Annotated in this window: 18 protein-coding genes; 11 read left to right on the top strand and 7 right to left on the bottom strand. The window is 62.8% G+C overall.

The window, feature by feature from the left end:
• The first annotated feature begins 75 nt into the window (after nucleotides 1–75).
• Nucleotides 76–1,338: a lysophospholipid transporter LplT gene (gene lplT / locus O0882_RS00460; RefSeq protein ID WP_289944414.1), complete on the top strand. Its 1,263-nt coding sequence runs from the start codon at nucleotides 76–78 to the stop codon at nucleotides 1,336–1,338.
• 66 nt (nucleotides 1,339–1,404) lie between these two features.
• Here lplT and O0882_RS00465 read toward each other — a convergent pair whose 3' ends face one another.
• Genes O0882_RS00465 through tsaB form a run of 4 tightly spaced genes read right to left on the bottom strand, consistent with a single transcriptional unit; the run spans nucleotide 1,405 to nucleotide 4,430 of the window.
• Nucleotides 1,405–2,286, bottom strand: coding sequence for a DUF1853 family protein (locus O0882_RS00465; protein WP_289944416.1), 882 nt, complete (start codon nucleotides 2,284–2,286; stop codon nucleotides 1,405–1,407).
• Nucleotides 2,287–2,335: 49 nt separating this feature from the next.
• Nucleotides 2,336–3,214: a uracil-DNA glycosylase gene (locus O0882_RS00470; protein ID WP_289944417.1), complete on the bottom strand. Its 879-nt coding sequence runs from the start codon at nucleotides 3,212–3,214 to the stop codon at nucleotides 2,336–2,338.
• Entirely contained in the window at nucleotides 3,211–3,708 is a 498-nt protein-coding gene (gene rimI, locus O0882_RS00475) for a ribosomal protein S18-alanine N-acetyltransferase (RefSeq protein ID WP_289944418.1), read from the bottom strand. The genes O0882_RS00470 and rimI overlap by 4 nt, the downstream gene beginning before the upstream one ends.
• Nucleotides 3,705–4,430, bottom strand: a complete 726-nt coding sequence (gene tsaB, locus O0882_RS00480) for a tRNA (adenosine(37)-N6)-threonylcarbamoyltransferase complex dimerization subunit type 1 TsaB (RefSeq protein ID WP_289944419.1) — start codon at nucleotides 4,428–4,430, stop codon at nucleotides 3,705–3,707. The genes rimI and tsaB overlap by 4 nt, the downstream gene beginning before the upstream one ends.
• A 260-nt stretch (nucleotides 4,431–4,690) precedes the next feature.
• Between tsaB and dapC the strand changes: the two genes are divergently transcribed.
• The 9 genes from dapC (at nucleotide 4,691) to O0882_RS00525 (ending at nucleotide 14,597) form a co-directional block, all read left to right on the top strand.
• Complete coding sequence (dapC, locus tag O0882_RS00485) at nucleotides 4,691–5,920, top strand: succinyldiaminopimelate transaminase (protein ID WP_289944420.1); 1,230 nt, start codon at nucleotides 4,691–4,693, stop codon at nucleotides 5,918–5,920.
• A gap of 16 nt (nucleotides 5,921–5,936) precedes the next feature.
• Nucleotides 5,937–6,764 (top strand): 2,3,4,5-tetrahydropyridine-2,6-dicarboxylate N-succinyltransferase, encoded by an 828-nt coding sequence (dapD, locus tag O0882_RS00490; protein ID WP_070223998.1) that lies wholly within the window; start codon nucleotides 5,937–5,939, stop codon nucleotides 6,762–6,764.
• A gap of 122 nt (nucleotides 6,765–6,886) precedes the next feature.
• Nucleotides 6,887–8,434: an FAD-dependent oxidoreductase gene (locus O0882_RS00495; protein ID WP_289944422.1), complete on the top strand. Its 1,548-nt coding sequence runs from the start codon at nucleotides 6,887–6,889 to the stop codon at nucleotides 8,432–8,434.
• Between the two features lie 115 nt (nucleotides 8,435–8,549).
• Entirely contained in the window at nucleotides 8,550–9,266 is a 717-nt protein-coding gene (locus O0882_RS00500; RefSeq protein WP_289944425.1) for a hypothetical protein, read from the top strand.
• Between the two features lie 10 nt (nucleotides 9,267–9,276).
• Complete coding sequence (locus tag O0882_RS00505) at nucleotides 9,277–9,885, top strand: RES family NAD+ phosphorylase (protein ID WP_289944426.1); 609 nt, start codon at nucleotides 9,277–9,279, stop codon at nucleotides 9,883–9,885.
• A gap of 138 nt (nucleotides 9,886–10,023) precedes the next feature.
• Nucleotides 10,024–10,380, top strand: a complete 357-nt coding sequence (locus tag O0882_RS00510) for an ArsC family reductase (RefSeq protein ID WP_289944428.1) — start codon at nucleotides 10,024–10,026, stop codon at nucleotides 10,378–10,380.
• 34 nt (nucleotides 10,381–10,414) lie between these two features.
• On the top strand, nucleotides 10,415–11,551 hold the full coding sequence (dapE, locus tag O0882_RS00515; protein WP_289944430.1) for a succinyl-diaminopimelate desuccinylase: 1,137 nt from the start codon (nucleotides 10,415–10,417) through the stop codon (nucleotides 11,549–11,551).
• Between the two features lie 56 nt (nucleotides 11,552–11,607).
• On the top strand, nucleotides 11,608–12,498 hold the full coding sequence (gene prmB, locus O0882_RS00520; RefSeq protein WP_289944432.1) for a 50S ribosomal protein L3 N(5)-glutamine methyltransferase: 891 nt from the start codon (nucleotides 11,608–11,610) through the stop codon (nucleotides 12,496–12,498).
• 104 nt (nucleotides 12,499–12,602) lie between these two features.
• Nucleotides 12,603–14,597, top strand: coding sequence for an ATP-binding cassette domain-containing protein (locus O0882_RS00525; RefSeq protein WP_099763078.1), 1,995 nt, complete (start codon nucleotides 12,603–12,605; stop codon nucleotides 14,595–14,597).
• Nucleotides 14,598–14,637: 40 nt separating this feature from the next.
• Here O0882_RS00525 and O0882_RS00530 read toward each other — a convergent pair whose 3' ends face one another.
• Nucleotides 14,638–15,138 (bottom strand): chemotaxis protein CheW, encoded by a 501-nt coding sequence (locus tag O0882_RS00530; protein WP_289944435.1) that lies wholly within the window; start codon nucleotides 15,136–15,138, stop codon nucleotides 14,638–14,640.
• Nucleotides 15,139–15,334: 196 nt separating this feature from the next.
• Here O0882_RS00530 and arfB point away from each other — a divergent pair, with 196 nt between their 5' ends.
• Nucleotides 15,335–15,733 carry an alternative ribosome rescue aminoacyl-tRNA hydrolase ArfB gene (gene arfB, locus O0882_RS00535; protein WP_034779396.1) on the top strand — a complete coding sequence of 133 codons (399 nt, stop codon included), beginning with the start codon at nucleotides 15,335–15,337 and terminating at the stop codon, nucleotides 15,731–15,733.
• Here the strand turns inward: arfB and O0882_RS00540 are convergent, their stop codons facing one another.
• The gene (locus O0882_RS00540) at nucleotides 15,734–17,593 is read right to left on the bottom strand and encodes a flagellar assembly protein A (protein WP_289944437.1); all 1,860 of its coding nucleotides are present in this window, start codon (nucleotides 17,591–17,593) and stop codon (nucleotides 15,734–15,736) included.
• Nucleotides 17,594–17,752: 159 nt separating this feature from the next.
• A complete protein-coding gene (locus O0882_RS00545; RefSeq protein WP_289944439.1) occupies nucleotides 17,753–18,154 on the bottom strand; it encodes a hypothetical protein in 402 nt (133 codons plus the stop codon).
• Nucleotides 18,155–18,321 lie beyond the last annotated feature (167 nt).

Consider the following 18,321-nt stretch of genomic DNA (forward strand, 5'->3'; position numbering starts at 1 on the left):
GACCCCGCCCAAACTTGGGGTTTGCCGTTTTTTCGTGGTATAAAGCAAGCCAGATATGATTTCAGGCAATCCAGAATGAATCGTGGTTTTTATACCATCATGGCGGCGCAGTTCTTTTCCTCGCTGGCAGATAACGCCCTCTTTTTTGTCGCCGTCGATTTATTGGTGTCCATGAAATCCCCGGCGTGGATCACGCCGCTGCTCAAATTGTCGTTCGTGCTGTTTTACGTGCTGTTGGCCGCTTTTGTCGGCGCCTTCGCGGATGCATTGCCGAAAGGCAAGGTCATGTTCATCGCCAACATGGTCAAGATCTTCGGCTGCGCCCTCGTCTTCTTCCATGTACACCCGCTGCTGGCCTACGCCGTCGTCGGTTTCGGCGCGGCCGTGTATTCGCCCGCCAAGTACGGCATCCTGACGGAACTGCTGCCGCCGGAAAAGCTCGTGGCGGCGAATGGCTGGATTGAAGGCTTGACCGTCACCTCCATCATCCTCGGCACCGTCATGGGCGGCGCGCTTGTCAGCGGCCACGTGTCCGACATGCTGCTGTCGATCGACATCCCGCTGATCGATACGGGCATCGCCAACAAGACGGAAGCGGCCTTGTGCGTGGTGGTCGGCATTTATGTGCTGGCGACCCTGGCCAACCTGAAGATTCCCGATACGGGCTGCGTGTATCCGCATCAGGAACGCAATCCTATCAAACTGATCACCGATTTTGCCAATTGCTATTCCATCCTGTGGAAAGACAAGCTGGGCCAGATCACCTTGGCCGTGACGACCCTGTTCTGGGGCGCTGGCGCCACCTTGCAACTGATCGTGCTGGAATGGGCCAAGCAGTCGCTGAACATGCCGTTCGACAAGGCGACCAGCCTGGTGGGCGTGGTCGCCATCGGCGTGGCCGCTGGCGCCGTGCTGTCGGCACGCTTCATTCCGCTGCGCAAATCGCTGACCGTCATTCCGCTGGGCATCGCCATGGGCGTGATCGTCATGATGATGACGCAAGTGCACTCCGTGTGGATCGCCTACCCGCTGCTGATACTGATCGGCGCCCTGTCCGGCTTCTTCGTCGTGCCAATGAATGCCCTGCTGCAACACCGCGGCCACGTCCTGATGAGCGCGGGCCATTCCATCGCCGTGCAGAACTTCAATGAAAACCTGTCAATTCTCACCATGCTGGCCGTATATTCCATCATGATCCGCCTGCACCTGCCGCTCAATATCATCATCACCCTGTTCGGCCTGTTCGTCGCCGGCACCATGTACATGATCATGCGCCGGCACAAGCTGAACCAGCTGGAACACGACAGTCTGTCCTTGATCGGCGAGCATAAACACTAAACCCAAGCAAGGGCTGGGGTCAGACCCTCAGGGTCTGACCCCGGATGTCGTTTGGGGTTGAGTGGCTTAAATCGGCAGCGCGCCAGCCAGCCGCCGCGCGGCAGCCTGCTCCGTCCAGTCATGGGGCACGACAAAACCGCGCGTGCGCTCCACTTCCCAGCCTTCGACATTGTCCACCGTGGCGACCATCACCGGTTGCGCCAGATCAGACAACTGCGCGCGCAAGGTATCGACGTCCAGCACTGCCACCTCGCGCCCCTTGAACGGCGCCAGCCATTGCAATCGCGGCAGCACGACATAGCGCTGCGCCGACAATTGTGTTGGCGTGCACCAGAAGCCGTGTCCATGTTCCGGGGAAATACCGTCCATGCCGGGCATGGTGCCCGGAGCATAAAACAGCCAGCCCTTGACCAGCGCCTGCGCCGCGCGCACGGGCTGCGCCAGCAGGCTTTGCGCAGCCGGGTGGCGAGACAAGGCGAGTTGCTTGTCGAGAATCTTGCGCATCTTCAAGCCCAAGGTGTCGGCCAGGTTGGGGCCGATCAAGTGGTTGAAGACACCGGGATCGGGTGCGCCTTCCAGCAGGTAGAACTTGGTGGCAAATTCCCAGTGCAACAGCTCATTCCCGTCACGCAGCAGGAAATCGAACTCGCCCACCGTGTCGTTGCGGTTCACCTGCACTTGCAAGCCATGTGCTTGCAATACCCCACGCTGCTCAAAATAAAAGGCCAGCAGCTTTTCAGCGTACAGGCCCAGGCGGGAATAAAATTTCGGCCCCAACGCCGCATCGAGCGGCGACGGATCATCTTGCAGCGCCCCCAGCCAGGCCGCCACGGCAGGCGTGACGGGAGGCAAGCTGGCGATGCGCCCGCCCCAGTGGGCGCCGGCCGGATCCAGCAAGTCGGGCGAGTCGAGCAGCCAGGCCAGCGCCCGCACGCGGGGGTGCGTCAAATGCCCCCAGCGGCGCTCGAAGCGGGCCTGAAAGGTTGCGACAGCCGTATCAACCACCGTGCGTGCTTTTCGCCAGGCACAGGTCGGCCCAGGCGCGCGCCTTGGCCTTGCCCGTCTCGTCCTGCAGCAACATTTCCGGGTGGAAGGTGGCCACGACGGACGCACTGCCCAGCTGACGCACCTTGCCGCGCACGGGTTTTTCACCGGGATTGATGCCGGCTGCGGCCATCGAACCCAGGGTGACAATGGTTCGCGGCTGCAGCAGGGCCAGTTCGCGCTCGAAATACGGGCGGCAGGCGGCGGACTCCAATTCGGTGGGCAAGCGCTCCTGGCCCGCCTCGTCGAGCGGACGGCATTTCAGCAAGTGCGTAATATAGACATCGCGGCCCGCATCGAGGTCGATGGCTTTGAGCATATTGTCGAGCAATTTGCCCTGCTCGCCCGGCAAGGCGCGCCCTTCGCGTTCTTCCGCGCGCGAGGGGCTGCTGGCCAACATCAGCCAGGCTCCCTGGCGGTCGCCACGGCCCATGACGACGCCCTTGCGCGTCTTGCACAAGTCGCAGCGCGCGCATTTGGCGACGGCGGCCGTCAAGCCATCCCAGTCGAGGGCGGCGATATCGGCGTCACTCAGCTGCCTGGCCGGTGGCGGCGCGGGCGCATCGTCGAACCAGGCCGTGTCATCCGACTCGGCGGCAGGAGCTGGCGTAGCGGCAACGGCGACAGGTGTTTCGGCCTGCACCTCGGCGACCACCTCAGTGACCACTGCGGTCACGGCTTCAACGGCTTCGGCCACGGGCGCCGCCACGGCGACGTCCATCTCCAGGGAAGCTTCGACGACAATATCAACGACCTCGGGCGCGGCACCCTGGCGCAAGCGCCACAGGGGGCCGACGCCCATTTCATCGAGGAAAACGGCGCTGCGGCTCATAAGGTATAACGCATCACGATGGCGTCCTCACGTTGCGAGTTGCTGGCCGGATAGTATCCCTTGCGCCGGCCGATCTGTTCAAATCCATAGCGCTGGTAAATATCGAGCGCGCGCACGTTCGACGGGCGCACTTCCAGCAGCATCGATTCCATGCCCAGCTGGCGCGCGCAGGCGCAGGACTGCTGCAGCAGGAAGCGGCCCAGTCCCTGGCCCTGGATGGCGCCTTCGACGGCCACGTTCAGCAGGTGCGCCTCGTCGACGACCAGCATCAGCAAAAAGTAACCGAGCAGGGTGCCGTCCACGTCACGCAGCACCCAGGCCGGGTAGCCGCTCTTGAGCGAATCGACGAAGTTGCCGTGCGTCCAGGGATGCGGATACACGCGCTGTTCCAGCGCCAGCACCTCAGCCAGGTCCGCCTCACGCATCGGCTGATAATCAAGCCGCAGCAAGTCCCAGTCTGCCGCGCTGTCCTGAACCGGGCCCGCTACGCTCATTGCGCGGACTCCGCAGCGGCCTTGGCCAGTTGCATGTCGTGCCGTTCCGCGCTCGTATAGGCAATCTTGTTGCGCAAATACAAAGGCTGCGCCTCGGCCGCCGTCACGAATTGACCGGCCGCAAAGGCGATGCGCGCCAGCTGCGCCACCTGCACGGCGTGCGGCATGATGGCGGCGTCGGCCGTGGCGGCGCACGGCAGCGCGGCCAGCGCTTCGGCGTAGGCCGTAAAGCCGTTGCCGCAGCCAGCCACATCGCCTTGCGGCGCCACGCCCGCCGGCGCGCTCAGGGCCGGCGGCAGGACGGCTTGCAAGCCATTTTGATAGTCATATTGCGCCCAGTACACTTCACCCATGCGGGCGTCGAGCATGGTCACGATGTGTTGCGCGCCATGCTGCTGGTGGCAGGCGAGCGCCATGGCGTCGAGCGTGACGACGGGCACGACGGGCAGATTGGCGCCGTAGGCCAGGCCTTGGGCGATGCCGCAAGCCGTGCGCACGCCCGTAAACGAGCCGGGGCCGGAGCCGTAGGCGATGGCGTCGACATCGGCCAGGGTCACGCCCGCTTCGCCCAGCAATTCCTGCACCATCGGCAAGATCGACTGGGAATGCGTGCGCACGCCCGACGAGGCGCGGGACAGGACGACATCGCCGCGCAGCAAGGCGCAAGAGGCGAGTTCGGACGAAGTTTCAATAGCAAGCAGGGTGGGAAGTAAGGTAGGCATGGCGTATTTTACCTTGCCGCGCCATGGCGCGGCACTCCCCGCTGCGGCCAGCCTGGAGCAGCCGTACAGCGATCAGGCCGATGCGGCTTGCACAGCGGGCCCGCGAGGACGGCTATAATGAAAGACGCAGCTAATTATTTGACCGGTATCAAGTCTGCCGTGCCAAGCAATCGTTCAGCCCGTTCAGCCATTACTAAGCAAAATTACCAAGCAACATCGCTCAGCAACATCGCCTTTCCACTCTTGCCCTGGTCCGCTCCGTGAATCCACTTCTTGCCAAACTGCAACCATATCCATTCGAAAAGCTGCGCCAGCTGTTTGCCGGCGTGACGGTCAACCCCGAGTATGCGCCCATCAGCCTGGGCATGGGCGAACCCAAGCACCCGACGCCGACCTTCATCGAGCAGGCATTGACCGACAACATCCATGGCCTGGCCAGCTATCCGACCACCATCGGTTCGGAAGCCTTGCGTACCGCCATCGCCGGCTGGCTGGAGCGCCGCTATGGCATCCCCAAGCTCAATCCTGCCACGCAAATCCTGCCCGTGAATGGTTCGCGCGAAGCGCTGTTTGCGCTGGCGCAAACGGTGATCGATCCGTCGGCCGGCTCGCTCGTGATCAGCCCGAATCCGTTTTACCAGATCTATGAAGGCGCGGCCTACCTGGCCGGCGCCGAACCGTATTTCGTCAATTCCGATCCGGCGCGCAATTTCGGCTGCGACTATGACAGCGTGCCCGACCATATTTGGGAAAAAGTCAGGCTGCTGTTCCTGTGTTCGCCCGGCAACCCGACGGGCGCCGTGCTGACCCTGACAGACTGGGAACACCTGTTCGCCCTGTCCGAGCGCTATGATTTCGTCATCGCCGCCGACGAATGCTATTCCGAAATTTACCACGGCGACACGCCCCCGCTGGGCGCGCTGCAGGCGGCGCACATGCTGGGCCTGTCCACGATCGAGCGCCCATATGCGCGCCTGGTGGTGTTTTCCAGCCTGTCGAAGCGCTCGAACGTGCCCGGCATGCGCTCGGGCTTTGTCGCCGGCGACGCGGAAGTACTGAAAAAATTCCTGCTCTACCGAACCTACCACGGCGGCGCCATGAGCCCCGCCGTGCAGGCGGCCTCCGTCGCGGCCTGGAACGACGAAACCCATGTCGAGGAAAATCGCGCCAAGTACCGCGCCAAGTTCGACGCCATCACGCCGCTGCTGCAAGCGGTGATGGACGTGCAATTGCCGGACGCCGGCTTCTACCTGTGGGCAGACGTCAGCCGCACGGGACTGTCCGACACCGAATTCGCGCAACGCCTGTACGCCGAATATAATGTCACGGTATTGCCTGGCAGCTACCTGGCGCGCGACGCGCACGGCATCAATCCGGGCCGCAACCGCATCCGCATGGCCCTGGTGGCCGAAACGGCCGAAGGGCTGGAAGCCGCATTGCGCATAGTAAAATTCTGCCAGCAGCTTTCCGCATCCGCATCAACTCACTAATTAATAAGACATCATCATGAGCCAACAACTGCAAACCATCATCGACCAGGCCTGGGAAAACCGCGCCGAGATCAATCCGCGCAATGGCACGGCCGAACTGCGCGACGCCGTCTCCCACGTCATCAATGGCCTGGACAACGGCAGCATCCGCGTGGCGGAAAAAACCTCCGGCGACTGGGTCGTCAACCAGTGGGTCAAGAAAGCCGTGCTGCTGTCGTTCCGCCTGGAAGACAACGTCGTCCTGCCATCCGATGGCACGATGCAGTTCTACGACAAGGTGCCGACCAAGTTCGCCAACTACACGGCAGAAGACTTCGCCAAAGGCGGTTTCCGCGTGGTGCCGCCAGCCGTTGCCCGCCGCGGCAGCTTCATCGCCAAGAACGTCGTGCTGATGCCGTCCTACGTCAACATCGGCGCCTACGTCGATGAAGGCGCCATGGTCGACACCTGGGCCACCGTCGGCTCCTGCGCCCAGATCGGCAAGAACGTCCACCTGTCCGGCGGCGTCGGCATCGGCGGCGTGCTGGAACCGATGCAAGCGAACCCGACCATCATCGAAGACAACTGCTTCATCGGCGCCCGCTCGGAAATCGTCGAAGGCGTGATCGTCGAAGAAAACTCGGTCATCTCGATGGGCGTGTACATCGGCCAGTCGACCAAGATCTACGACCGTGCCACGGGCGAAGTGACTTATGGCCGCGTGCCGGCCGGCTCCGTCGTGGTCTCGGGCAACCTGCCTTCGGAAGACGGCAAGTACTCGCTGTACTGCGCCGTCATCGTCAAGCGCGTGGATGCAAAAACCCGCGCAAAAACAGGTATCAACGAACTGCTGCGCGGTATCTGATAGCGGCGCCGCAAGGCGCACGTAGCACGCTGAATGTCCCGCCCCGGCGGGACATTTTCATTTCCAGAACACAACTTCAATCGTCCCGCCCCCGCTTCTCATCCTGTCCTATACTGGATGGCATGAATACTCCTCCCGTATTGATCGTCGGCGCCGGTCCTACCGGCCTCATGCTTGCCCTGCGCCTGGCGCGCCATGGCGTCGATTGCCGCATCATCGACAAGAACAGCGGTCCGGGCCAGGCGTCGCGGGCCATGGCCGTGCATGCGCGCACGCTGGAGTTTTACCAGCAGCTGGGCTTTGCCGATGAGCTCGTCAGCCTGGGCATCAAGATCAATGCCATGCACATCCATGAAGGCGGCGAGGAGCTGGTGAAACTGGCGCTGGGCGAGATCGGCGAAGGGCTGAGCCCCTACCCTTTCGTGCTGAGCCTGCCGCAAGACGAGCATGAACGCTTTCTTGTCAGCAAGCTGGCGGCGGCCGGCGTGCATGTGGAATGGAATGTGGCGCTGGACCTGTGGACGCAGGACGATAGCGAAGTGCAAGCCATCCTGCTCAAGGATGATGAGCGACAATATTGTACGTTTGACTATATCTGCGGCTGCGACGGCGCTCGCAGCAAGGTCCGCGAAATCGCCGGTGTCGACTTTTCCGGCGGTACCTACGACCACCTGTACTATGTTGCCGATGCGCAAGTGGCCGGCAAGAATACGGATTTGCACGCCCACCTGGGCGCGAACTCTTTCGCCCTGATGCTGCCCGTGCGCACCAGCGGCATGCAGCGCCTGATCGGCATCCTGCCCGACCGCCCCGATGGCGCGCCCGCGCCCGTGTTTGACGATGTGCGCGGCGACGTGGAAAGCCTGCTGGGCATCCAGGTCGAGCACGTGAACTGGTTTTCCACGTATAAAGTGCACCACCGCGTGGCGGCGCAGTTCCGCGCGCGGCGCTGCTTCATCCTCGGCGACGCGGCCCATCTGCACAGCCCCGTGGGCGGCCAGGGCATGAACACGGGCCTGGGCGACGCCGTCAACCTGGCCTGGAAACTGGCGCAAAAGCTGCACGGCCAGAGCAACGACGCCTTGCTCGACACCTATGAAAGCGAGCGCATCGTGTTTGCCCGCAAACTCGTCGCCACCACCGACCGCGCCTTCCAGGCCATCGTCGCGCAAGGCATGGCCGGGCAATTCCTGCGGCGCTGGCTGGTGCCGCACGCGCTGCCCTTCCTCTCGGGCTTCGAACGGGCGCGCCGTTTGCTCTTCAAGACCGTGTCGCAAATCGAGATCAGCTATGAAGACAGCGCCCTGTCCGCCGGCCATGCGGAGTACCTGCGCGGCGGCGACCGCCTGCCGTGGTTCTCCGACGGCACGCAAGACAATTTCACGGCCCTGCGCAGCATGGATTGGCAATTGCACATCTATGGCGAGCCGGCGCCCGAACTGCTCGACGAAGCGCGCGTACTGAAACTGCCCGTGCATTGCTACACGTTCAATGTCGCCGCCAAACTGGCCGGCCTGGGCCGCGATGCGGCCTACCTGGTGCGCCCGGACGGCCACATCGCGCTGGCCCTGCACCAGCAGGAAGGCGGCGCCCTGCGTGCCCTGGCCTTGCGACTGGGCCTGCATTTCGGTCCGGCGGAGACAGGCAAGGCGGCGCCACGGCCCGTGTAAGAAACAAGGCAGCAGGTTTGTGCTGCATCAAGGCGGATGGATTTAATTTCCTTGCTTTGTTTGCTTTGTTTGACTTCGTGTCCTATGCTGAAACATGCATTACAAGGAATTGGCCATGTCGAACACATCAAACACACGGCGCCCTGCCGGCAATGGCAACACCAGCACAATTGATGAGGCAGCCACCGAGGCCGCGCACGCTCCAACCGTGTCCTTGCTGACCAGGCAACTGGCGGAAACGCTCGCTGCCAGCGCCACTGGCTGGCGTTTCAACATTGCACAAGACACTTTCCAGGAAGCCTATGCATCGCTGCTCGACGCCGTGCCGCGCGACGACCGCCCCGCGCTGCTGGCGCAAATGCGGCGCGACCTCGATATCGTGGCCGAGCGCGAACTGAACCTGGATTCAGACAACGACGCACAGACAGGCCACGTCAGCACCCTGCAATTCATGCGCAACCTGGAAGAACAGGAACGGCAGCAGCGTGAAAAAGACCTGGCCTCGCACAGCTTGCTGTCTGGCGCCGAATTGCGCGCCCGACTGAAAGTCACGCCGCAGGCACTCAGTGCTGCACTCAAAGCCAGACGCCTGTTCGCCCTGCGCGGCGCTTCGGGTGAATATGTCTATCCGGCATTTTTCGCCGATCCCCGCCACGACCGCCACACCCTGGAAAAAATCAGCAAAATCCTCGGCGACTTGCCGGGCGCCGCCAAATGGGATTTTTTTACCATCCCGCGCCTGTCGCTGGGCGGCAAGTCGCCGCTGGAAGCCTTGGCCAAAGGCAAACTCGATGCCGTGATGGCAGCCGCCCGCGCCTGCGCTGACGAATAGCACCGCGACCGTGGCAATCTTGCGCCTGCCCCGCCTGCCACAACTGCCCGCAGCGCTAAAGACGGTGCGCTGCGATCCCGCCGCCTTGTGCCGGGTTTCCGGCCACGCCACGGGCGAACCCTATTTTGGCAGGGCGAACACCTATCGCTTCGACGATCCCCACTCGCAAGCGGCGGCCCGCTTCGGCACCTGCTACCTGGGCGCGTCGCTGGCCGTGGCCCTTGCCGAAACCTTGCTACATGACCGCAAGCCTATCCGCAACCACTTCATCGTCGGCCTGACCGTGATACAGGCGCGCTTTGTCATACGGCTCACGGGAGAAACGCTCGTCCTGGCCGACTTGACGGGTGCGGCCCTCAGGAAGCTGGGAGGTCACGCGGGACTCAGCGGCACATCGTCGTATCAAACCACCAAAGCCTGGTCGGCCGCCATTCATGCGCATCCGGATGAGGTAGATGGCATGCTCTACATGTCGCGCCACAAGAATGATGAAACGGCCGTTGTGCTGTTCCACCGCGCCGCGCCCAAGTTGGCGATGGCATCCGCCACACCGCTATCGGTCCATCCGGACTTCGGCCAGGTGGCCACTCAACTGGGCATCCGCGGCGCCTGGCCCTGAACTGCCCGGAACATGCAACCGTGTTGCACTGCCGCATCGACTGCGCATCGACTGTATAATGGCGGCTACCATCGCATTTTTCCCTGGCGCAAGCGCCGCGATCAAGCGAACCGCATTCATTCCCCCTTGGCCCTACCCATGACGACCATTACACTCTACGGTATCCCCAATTGCGATACCGTCAAAAAGGCCCGCACCTGGCTGGCTGCGCAACAACTCGACTTCACCTTCCACGACTTCAAGAAGCAGGGCCTGGAACGTGCCACCGTGCAAGCGTGGCTGCAGCAATTGCCGTGGGATATGCTGGTCAACAGGAAAGGCACGACCTGGCGCGCCCTGTCCGACGAGCGCAAAGCATCGATCACCGATGCGGCCAGCGCCCTGGAGCTGATGCTGGAAAACCCATCCATCATCAAGCGCCCCGTGCTGGACAAGGATGGCAAGTTCAGCGTGGCGTTTTCAGATGCACAGTACGCAGCCATTTTCGGGCTGTAATTTTTACTTAGACAGAAGCACCCCGCTCTACACCATGACCACCTCCAAAACCCTCGCCCTGACCGAAAAACTGATCGCCCTGTCTTCGGTCACGCCCGATGACAAGGGCTGCCAGCAGCACCTGATCGACATCCTCACGCCGCTGGGCTTTGTCTGCGAGACGATCCAGTCGAACGACGTCACCAATCTGTGGGCACGCCGTGGCACCACTTCCCCCGTGTTCGTCTTTGCCGGCCATACGGACGTGGTGCCCACCGGCCCCGTCGAGCAATGGCGCTCGCAGCCGTTCATCCCCACGCAGCGCGACGGCAAGCTGTACGGTCGTGGCGCGGCCGACATGAAGACCTCGATCGCCGCCATGGTGGTCGCTTGCGAGGAATTCATCGCCGCCACGCCCAACCACACGGGCTCGATTGCCTTCCTGATCACCAGCGACGAGGAAGGCCCGGCCACGGACGGCACCGTCATCGTCTGCGACAAATTGAAGGCGCGTGGCGAGCAGATCAACTATTGCCTGGTGGGCGAACCGACGTCGAGCGCGCAGCTGGGCGACATGATCAAGAATGGCCGCCGCGGTTCGCTGTCGGGCCGCTTGACGATCAAGGGCGTGCAAGGCCATATCGCCTACCCGCACCTGGCAAAAAACCCGATCCATGAAGCGGCGCAGGCGCTGGCCGACCTGGTCGAGGAAAAATGGGATGCAGGCAACGAGTATTACCTGCCCACATCGTGGCAAATGTCGAACATCAACGCGGGCACGGGCGCCAACAACGTGATTCCCGGCGACATGGTGATCGATTTCAATTTCCGCTTTTCCACGGCCAGCACGGCGGAAAGCCTGCAAGCGCGCGTGCATGCCATCCTCGACCGGCATGACTTGCAATACGATATGCAGTGGACCCTGAGCGGCCTGCCCTTCCTCACGCCGCGCGGCACCCTCTCCGATGCGCTGTCGTCCGCGATCCACGCGGAAACGGGCATCACGACGGAGCTGTCGACCACGGGCGGCACCTCGGATGGCCGGTTTATCGCGCAAATCTGCCCCCAAGTGATAGAATTCGGGCCGCCCAATGCCAGTATTCACAAGATCGACGAGCACATCGAACTACGCCACATCGATCCCCTGAAGAATATTTACCGGCGCACGCTGGAGCATTTGCTGCCCGTCTGAACCAGAATACCGAGGCCCGTCACGGCGGGCCAGAACACCGTCTTTTCGAGAATGCCATGACCCCGAACCCGTTTTCCACGCCACGCGACCTACTGCGCTACGCCGTTACCCGTTTTAATACCGCCAAGCTGTTTTTCGGCCACGGCAGCGCCGAAGCGTTCGACGAAGCGGCCTATCTGATCCTGCACACCTTGAAGTTGCCGCTCGACAAGCTCGAACCGTTTCTCGACGCCAAATTGCTGCCGTCGGAAATCGCCAGCGTCATGACGGTCATCGACCGCCGCAGCATCGACCGCGTGCCGGCCGCCTACATCACCAAGGAAGGCTGGCTGGGCACGTATAACTTCTACGTGGACGAGCGCGTGATCGTGCCCCGCTCCTTCATCGCCGAGCTGATCCCTGAATACTTCTCGCCATGGGTGGCGGAACCGGAAGCGGTGGAAAACATCCTGGAACTGTGCACCGGCTCGGGTTGCCTATCCATCATGATGGCCGACGCCTTCCCCAACGCCAGCGTCGATGCGGTGGACATTTCCGCCGACGCGCTGGCCGTCGCCAAGCGCAACGTCGACACATACAAATTGCAAGACAGAGTCAAGCTGATCGAATCGGACCTGTACACCAACGTGCCGGCCAAGAAATATGATTTGATCATCAGCAACCCGCCGTACGTGAATTCCGCGTCGATGGGCACGCTGCCCCAGGAATACCTGGCCGAACCGCAAATCGCCCTCGACGGCGGCAGCGACGGCATGGACCTGGTGCGCAAGATCATCGCCGGCGCGGCCGAACGCCTGACGGACGACGGCATCCTGATGATTGAAATCGGCAACGAACGCGCCTACGCGGAAGCGGCCTTCGGCGAGCTGGGCCTGACCTGGCTGACGACCAGCGCCGGCGACGACATGGTATTCCTGCTGACGGCCGAGCAGTTGAAGCTGGGTTAATTGACAAACGCACTACCTCACTCAACCCAACTGCAAATGCCGGGGTCGGACCCTCAGGGTCCGACCCCAGGTTTGCGCCTTTGGGTTAAAACGCAAAGAAAAAAATGATACGTTTCCTACAAGTAAGCCTGATGCGCGGCATCAAACCGTTGCTCGAACAAGTCGATGTCACCCTCAATCCGGGCGACAAGATCGGCCTGATCGGCGCCAATGGCGCGGGCAAATCGAGCCTGTTCGCCATGATGCGTGGCGAATTGCACCCTGACCAGGGCGAGATCGATTTCCCGGCCAAATGGCGCGTGGCTTACGTGGCGCAGGAAACGCCGCCGCTGGACCGTGCCGCGCTCGACTACGCGATCGATGGCGACATCACCCTGCGCAAACTGGAAGCGGAGCTGGCGCATCTCGAGTCGCAACCGGAAAGCACGGAAAACGGCATCGCCATCGGCAACATGTACAGCGCGCTGGCCGATGCCGACGCCTACACGGTGCAGTCGCGCGGCGAGCAATTGCTGCTGGGTCTGGGCTTCACCCTGGACCAGATGCAACAACCGGTCGCCAGCTTCTCCGGTGGCTGGCGCATGCGCCTGAACCTGGCGCAAGCGCTGATGTGCCCGTCCGACCTGCTGCTGCTCGATGAACCGACCAACCACTTGGATCTGGACGCCATCATCTGGCTGGAAGACTGGCTCAAGCGCTACGCCGGCACCTTGCTGATCATTTCCCATGACCGCGACTTCCTCGATGAAGTGGTCAACGTGGTCGTGCATATCGACGAACGCAAGCTGAAACGCTACTCGGGCAACTATTCGAGCTTCGAGCGCCAACGCGCGGCGCAGATGATCCTGGCCGCCGGCGCGCTGGAAAAGCAACAGCGCAAGCGTGCCCACCTGGAATCGTTCGTGAACCGCTTCAAGGCGCAAGCCTCGAAGGCGCGCCAGGCGCAAAGCCGCATGAAGGCGCTGGCGAAGATGGAAGAGCTGGCGCCATTGCGCGCCGCCGCCGAATTCTCGTTCGAATTCCGCGAGCCACTCTCCGCGCCGAACCCGCTGATGGTGATGGAAGACGTCGACGCGGGCTACAAGATCGAAAACGAAGCGACGGGCGAAATCACGCATAAAACCATCGTCAACGGCATCAAGTTTTCGCTGCAGATCGGCCAGCGCATCGGCTTGCTGGGCCAGAACGGCGCCGGCAAATCGACGCTGATCAAGACCATCGCCGGCGAACTGATGCCGCTGACGGGCGACGCCACCATGGGCAAGGGCCTCAACATCGGCTACTTCGCCCAGCACCAGGTGGAAATGCTGCGCCACGACGAATCGCCACTGTGGCATCTGTCGAAGATCGCCCCTACCGTGCGCGAGCAGGAACTGCGCAACTTCCTGGGCGGCTTCAACTTCCCCGGCAACATGGTCACCGCCTCGATCGCCCCATTTTCGGGCGGCGAAAAAGCCCGTTTGGCGCTGGCCCTGATCGTCTGGCAGCGTCCGAACCTGCTGCTGCTCGATGAACCGACCAACCATCTGGATCTGGAAACGCGCGAAGCGCTGACGGAAGCGCTGGCGCAGTTCGAAGGCACCCTGGTCGTCGTTTCCCATGATCGCCATTTGCTGCGGGCCACCACCGACGAATTCATCATCGTGGCCGACGGCAAGCTGCAACCGTTCGACGGCGACTTGGACGATTACAAGGATTGGCTGTTCAAGACCAAGCTGGGCAAGGGCACGGACGTGCTGCCGGCCGCCGGCAAGGCCAACAAGACAGACTTCCCTGTCGTCTCACCAGTAGCGGTAGCGGCCGCCGCCCCTGCCGCACCCGTGCGCGACAAGCGCCAGGAAGCGGAAGACCGCCAGAAGGCCGCCGCCCTGCGCAAGCCGATCGAAAACAAGATCAAGCGCCAGGAAGAGCAAATCGCCAAGCGCAACGCGCAAAAGGCGGAAACGGAAGCCAAGCTGGGCGAGCCGACCATCTATGACGCCGCCAACAAGGCCAAGCTGAAGCAATTGCTGGCCGACCAGACCTTCTTCACCAAGGACCTGGCGCAGCTGGAAGCGGAATGGCTCGATTTGCAAGATCAGCTGGAAAAGCTCGGTTAATCAGGCAACGACAAAAGACGACCTCCGGGTCGTCTTTTTTTCAGGCTGCCTGCATGGGACTGGGACTGCGGATGGCCATCAGGCGGTCGATGTCGACGAGGATCAATCTGCGTCCCGCCAGCGTGCCCAGGCCCAGCAGATAATCGGCTTCCGCCGCGCCCAGGCCGGGCACGGCGGCGATGTCGCTGGCGGCCAGGCTGACGATGTCGGTGACGCCATCGACCACCATGCCCATCACGCCATTACTCAGCTGCAAGATGATCACGTCGGTGGACGGGTCGGGCGTACCCTGGGCGCTGCCGAACGCGGCGCGCATGTCGACGATGGGGATGATCACGCCGCGCGAGACGGCCACGCTGCGCAGCACCTCCCCTTCCGAAGAAAAGCGGTCGAGTTCCTTCAGCGGGCGCAATTCCCGCACGCAGCGGTAATCGAGGCCGTATTCCAGGCCGCCCAGCCGGAAGCTCAAGTACTGCGTCAGGTATTGCGCGGTGCTGTGTTCCGCCGTTGCTGCGGCGCCAGGCGTCGTCGTGGGCTGCATGGTGTTCCTTTCATCCGGTAAGCGCTGCCAGGATGCGCAGTGGCGCAACGTTGGCCCCATGCTAACCAGCATCACCGCTAGCGGCGTTGAGAAACATCAACTTTCCCGGAAGGCATGCGTACTCTCACTGCCCTGGCTTGCGCCGGCGCAGCCATCTTCCCTTACAATACCCCCATCGTTTCCCCACAGGCAGGCCATGCAACACCTCGTCAATCCCGCTGAAGTTGAATTTTCCGCCATCCGCGCCCAGGGGCCCGGCGGGCAGAATGTCAACAAGGTGTCCAGCGCCATCCATTTGCGCTTCCCCATCGCCGCTTCGTCGCTGCCGGAAGCGTACAAGGAGCGGCTGCTGGCCCTGCGCGACAGCCGCATCAGCAAGGATGGCGTGCTGGTGCTCAAGGCGCAGCAGTCGCGCAGCCAGGAGCAGAACAAGGAAGAAGCCTTGCGGCGCTTGCAGGAAATCATCGACAGCGTCACCTTCCTGCCCGCCGTGCGGCGCGCCACCAAGCCCACGCGCAGCTCGCAGCGGCGCCGCCTCGACAGCAAGAGCACGCACAGCGTCCTCAAGCAATCACGTGGCAAGGTGATCGACTGATCAGGGTGGCGGCTGGTAAGTCCACTCCAGGCTGCCTGTGCTGTCCGCAAACACGCTCTGCGTGGCCGGCGTGGCGCTGCGCAACAGCGCCTTGATCTCCTTCGGCGGCCGGTCGTAGACCTTGGCCGGCCCGGGTGGCACGACCATGGCGCGCACGGCCGTTTCACCGTCGACCAATCCCAGGCTGCAGCGCGACTGGCCGGCCGTCGCCTGGCGCTGCTGGCGCACTTGCGCCACCAGGGCCAGCATTTGCGCCTGCAGGATTTCCGACTGATTCACTTCCACGCGCAGGCGCGCCACTTCCTTCAATACGGGAGCGATGCGCACCGCGAGCTTGTCGTACTGCAATTGCTGCACCGGCTGCAGCTGCAGCTCGCCGCGCCGCAGCTGGCCCGCCAGGGTCAGGTAGTTGCGCACTTCTGGCAATTGCGCAATGGCATCGATTTCCTGCTGGCGCTTGTGCTGCAGTTGCTGGTAGTGCGCGGCCTTTGCCAGGCTTTCCGCGATCTGTTGGTCCAGCGCGCTCAAATCGGGCACCAGCGGGAACAGCAACATCTCCACCTGCTTGCGGGGACCGGCGCTGCCAATGCGGATGGTGCGTGCCGCCACGGCGCAGCCTTCGGCCAGCTCGATGACGACCTCGTCGGCGATGATCTCGCAATTGCTGGCATGCTCGATCACCACGCGCGTGCCGGCGATGACGCAGCTTTCCGCGCGCTTCACGTGGACTTCGCCGCTCAGCGCCTGCAACACGGAACCGGAGGCGACCCCCTCGACGCGCACGTCGCCGTGTTCATTGAACGCTGTGCCGCCCACCAGATTGCGCTGTAGCCATATCAGCCCGCCATGCGAGTGCAGATGGCCGTACACGTCGCCATGGATGGTGATATCGCTGCCGTCGAGCTGGCGCTGCTCCTGCACGTCGCCATATTCCTCGTACGCGGCGCGCAACTTCAAATTGCCCGTGGTACGGCTGCTGACGCCTTCGCGGCTGACGATCTTGTTTTCGATGGAGAGCTTGCCGTGCGCATCGACATTCACATAGCCATCCTGGGTGGCCACCACGTAATCGCCATCGCTGAAGCGTTCGACCGCCGTGCCCGCCCCTGCCACCGCCGCCGGGTCCAGCTCCAGCGGTGCGGGCGGTGGCAGCAGCGTACCGTCCAGGTCGTAGCCGGGCAAGCCGGGCGCACCGGGCAGCAGCCGCAGCAGGCGCGCGTGTTTTTTCACTTGCGGAAAACGGTTCTTGAAACTGAGCAAATCCAGGCGGCCATTGGCGCGTTCGCGCGGCGCATCGTCGCGGTGGATGCCTTGCGACACTTCGACCAGTTGCGCGTCGCGGCCCGGCTGCGGCGGCAGCGCGCGCGCAACCGTGATGCGCTCGGCCTTGCCGCTGCCGAGAATGGCGCGCACGGCCGCGCCATCGATGCCATAGCGCACGCCCTTGCACCACAGGTCAGCCACCAGTTCGTCAAACTCGCGGCGCGCCGGCACCTGGCCATCCGCGTCAGGCGACAGCGCTTCAAAGTAGAACTCGGCGCTGTCGCCACGGATCTTGATTTGTTTATACAGCGCACGGCGCTGGGGCGGGAATGGCGCCACGCGAGCGGCAATGCGCAGCAAGGCGTCGCTCTTGGGCGCGGCGCGGGGCGCGGGGGCATGGAACAGAGTCAGCAGGAACAAAGCGTAGTCGAGACCGGCCAGCAGCTGCCCCGACTGGAACAGCTGGTCGACGGCGGCGCGCAACTGCGCGGGCGCCAGCGACAGGTCCAGACACACGCCCTCGTCGCGCTGGACCAGGCCGCGCGGCAAGCCGCCTGCGGGGACCGCCTCAGGAACGGGTGTGTCGTCGTCGCTCACGCCTTGCCTCCCCCGGCAACACATTCAGAGAATTGTTTCAGTGCACTAGAACAATATCACGGGGCGTGGCGGTGTGCCTGACTCGGCAAAAATGTGCTTGCCAGATGCCAACAGGGCCATGTCTTGCGAGATGGCCCTGTCGGATGGGGTGCGCGCTACCTAGCGGCGCGGCGGGTTGGAATAGATGTCCTGGCCCACTTCGTTGATCTGGCGGCGCAGGTCGCGCCGCTCGTCGGGCGTCATGCGGCCCGTGCGGCGCGAGGCGTCGGCGCCTTCGCTGGCGCGACGCTGCTCTTCGGCACGCGTGTCGAAGCTGCGTGCGTCACGCTGTTCGCGCAGTCGCGTATCATTGCTATTGCTATTGCTATTGCTGCGCTGTACCTGCTCATAACGCTGGGCCTGCACTTGCGGCTGGTCGTCACGGCGTGGCGGCGGCTGGTTTTGTGCCAGCGCCAGGCTGGCGGCAAACACGCAGCAAACGGCGAATGCGGACAGCACAGTCGTACGTGCGGCAATAGCTGCGCTGGGAGCGGTGTGAATTTTTTTAGTAAAGATATTCATTGAGTTCCTCTTCCGCGATGCCGTATAAACTTAAAGCTGATTTCCACTGTGGCCCCAGTGTATGATGCTTTACACGGTGCAGTAAGAGTAATTGGGTAAAGTTTGTAACACTTTGTAATGGGTCGCCATACCCCCTTGCCGACGCCGCGCGAGGCGTTACTATAGCA

The sequence above is a fragment of the Janthinobacterium sp. SUN073 genome, assembly GCF_030397665.1.
In the GTDB taxonomy this organism is placed as follows: Bacteria; Pseudomonadota; Gammaproteobacteria; order Burkholderiales; family Burkholderiaceae_D; genus Janthinobacterium.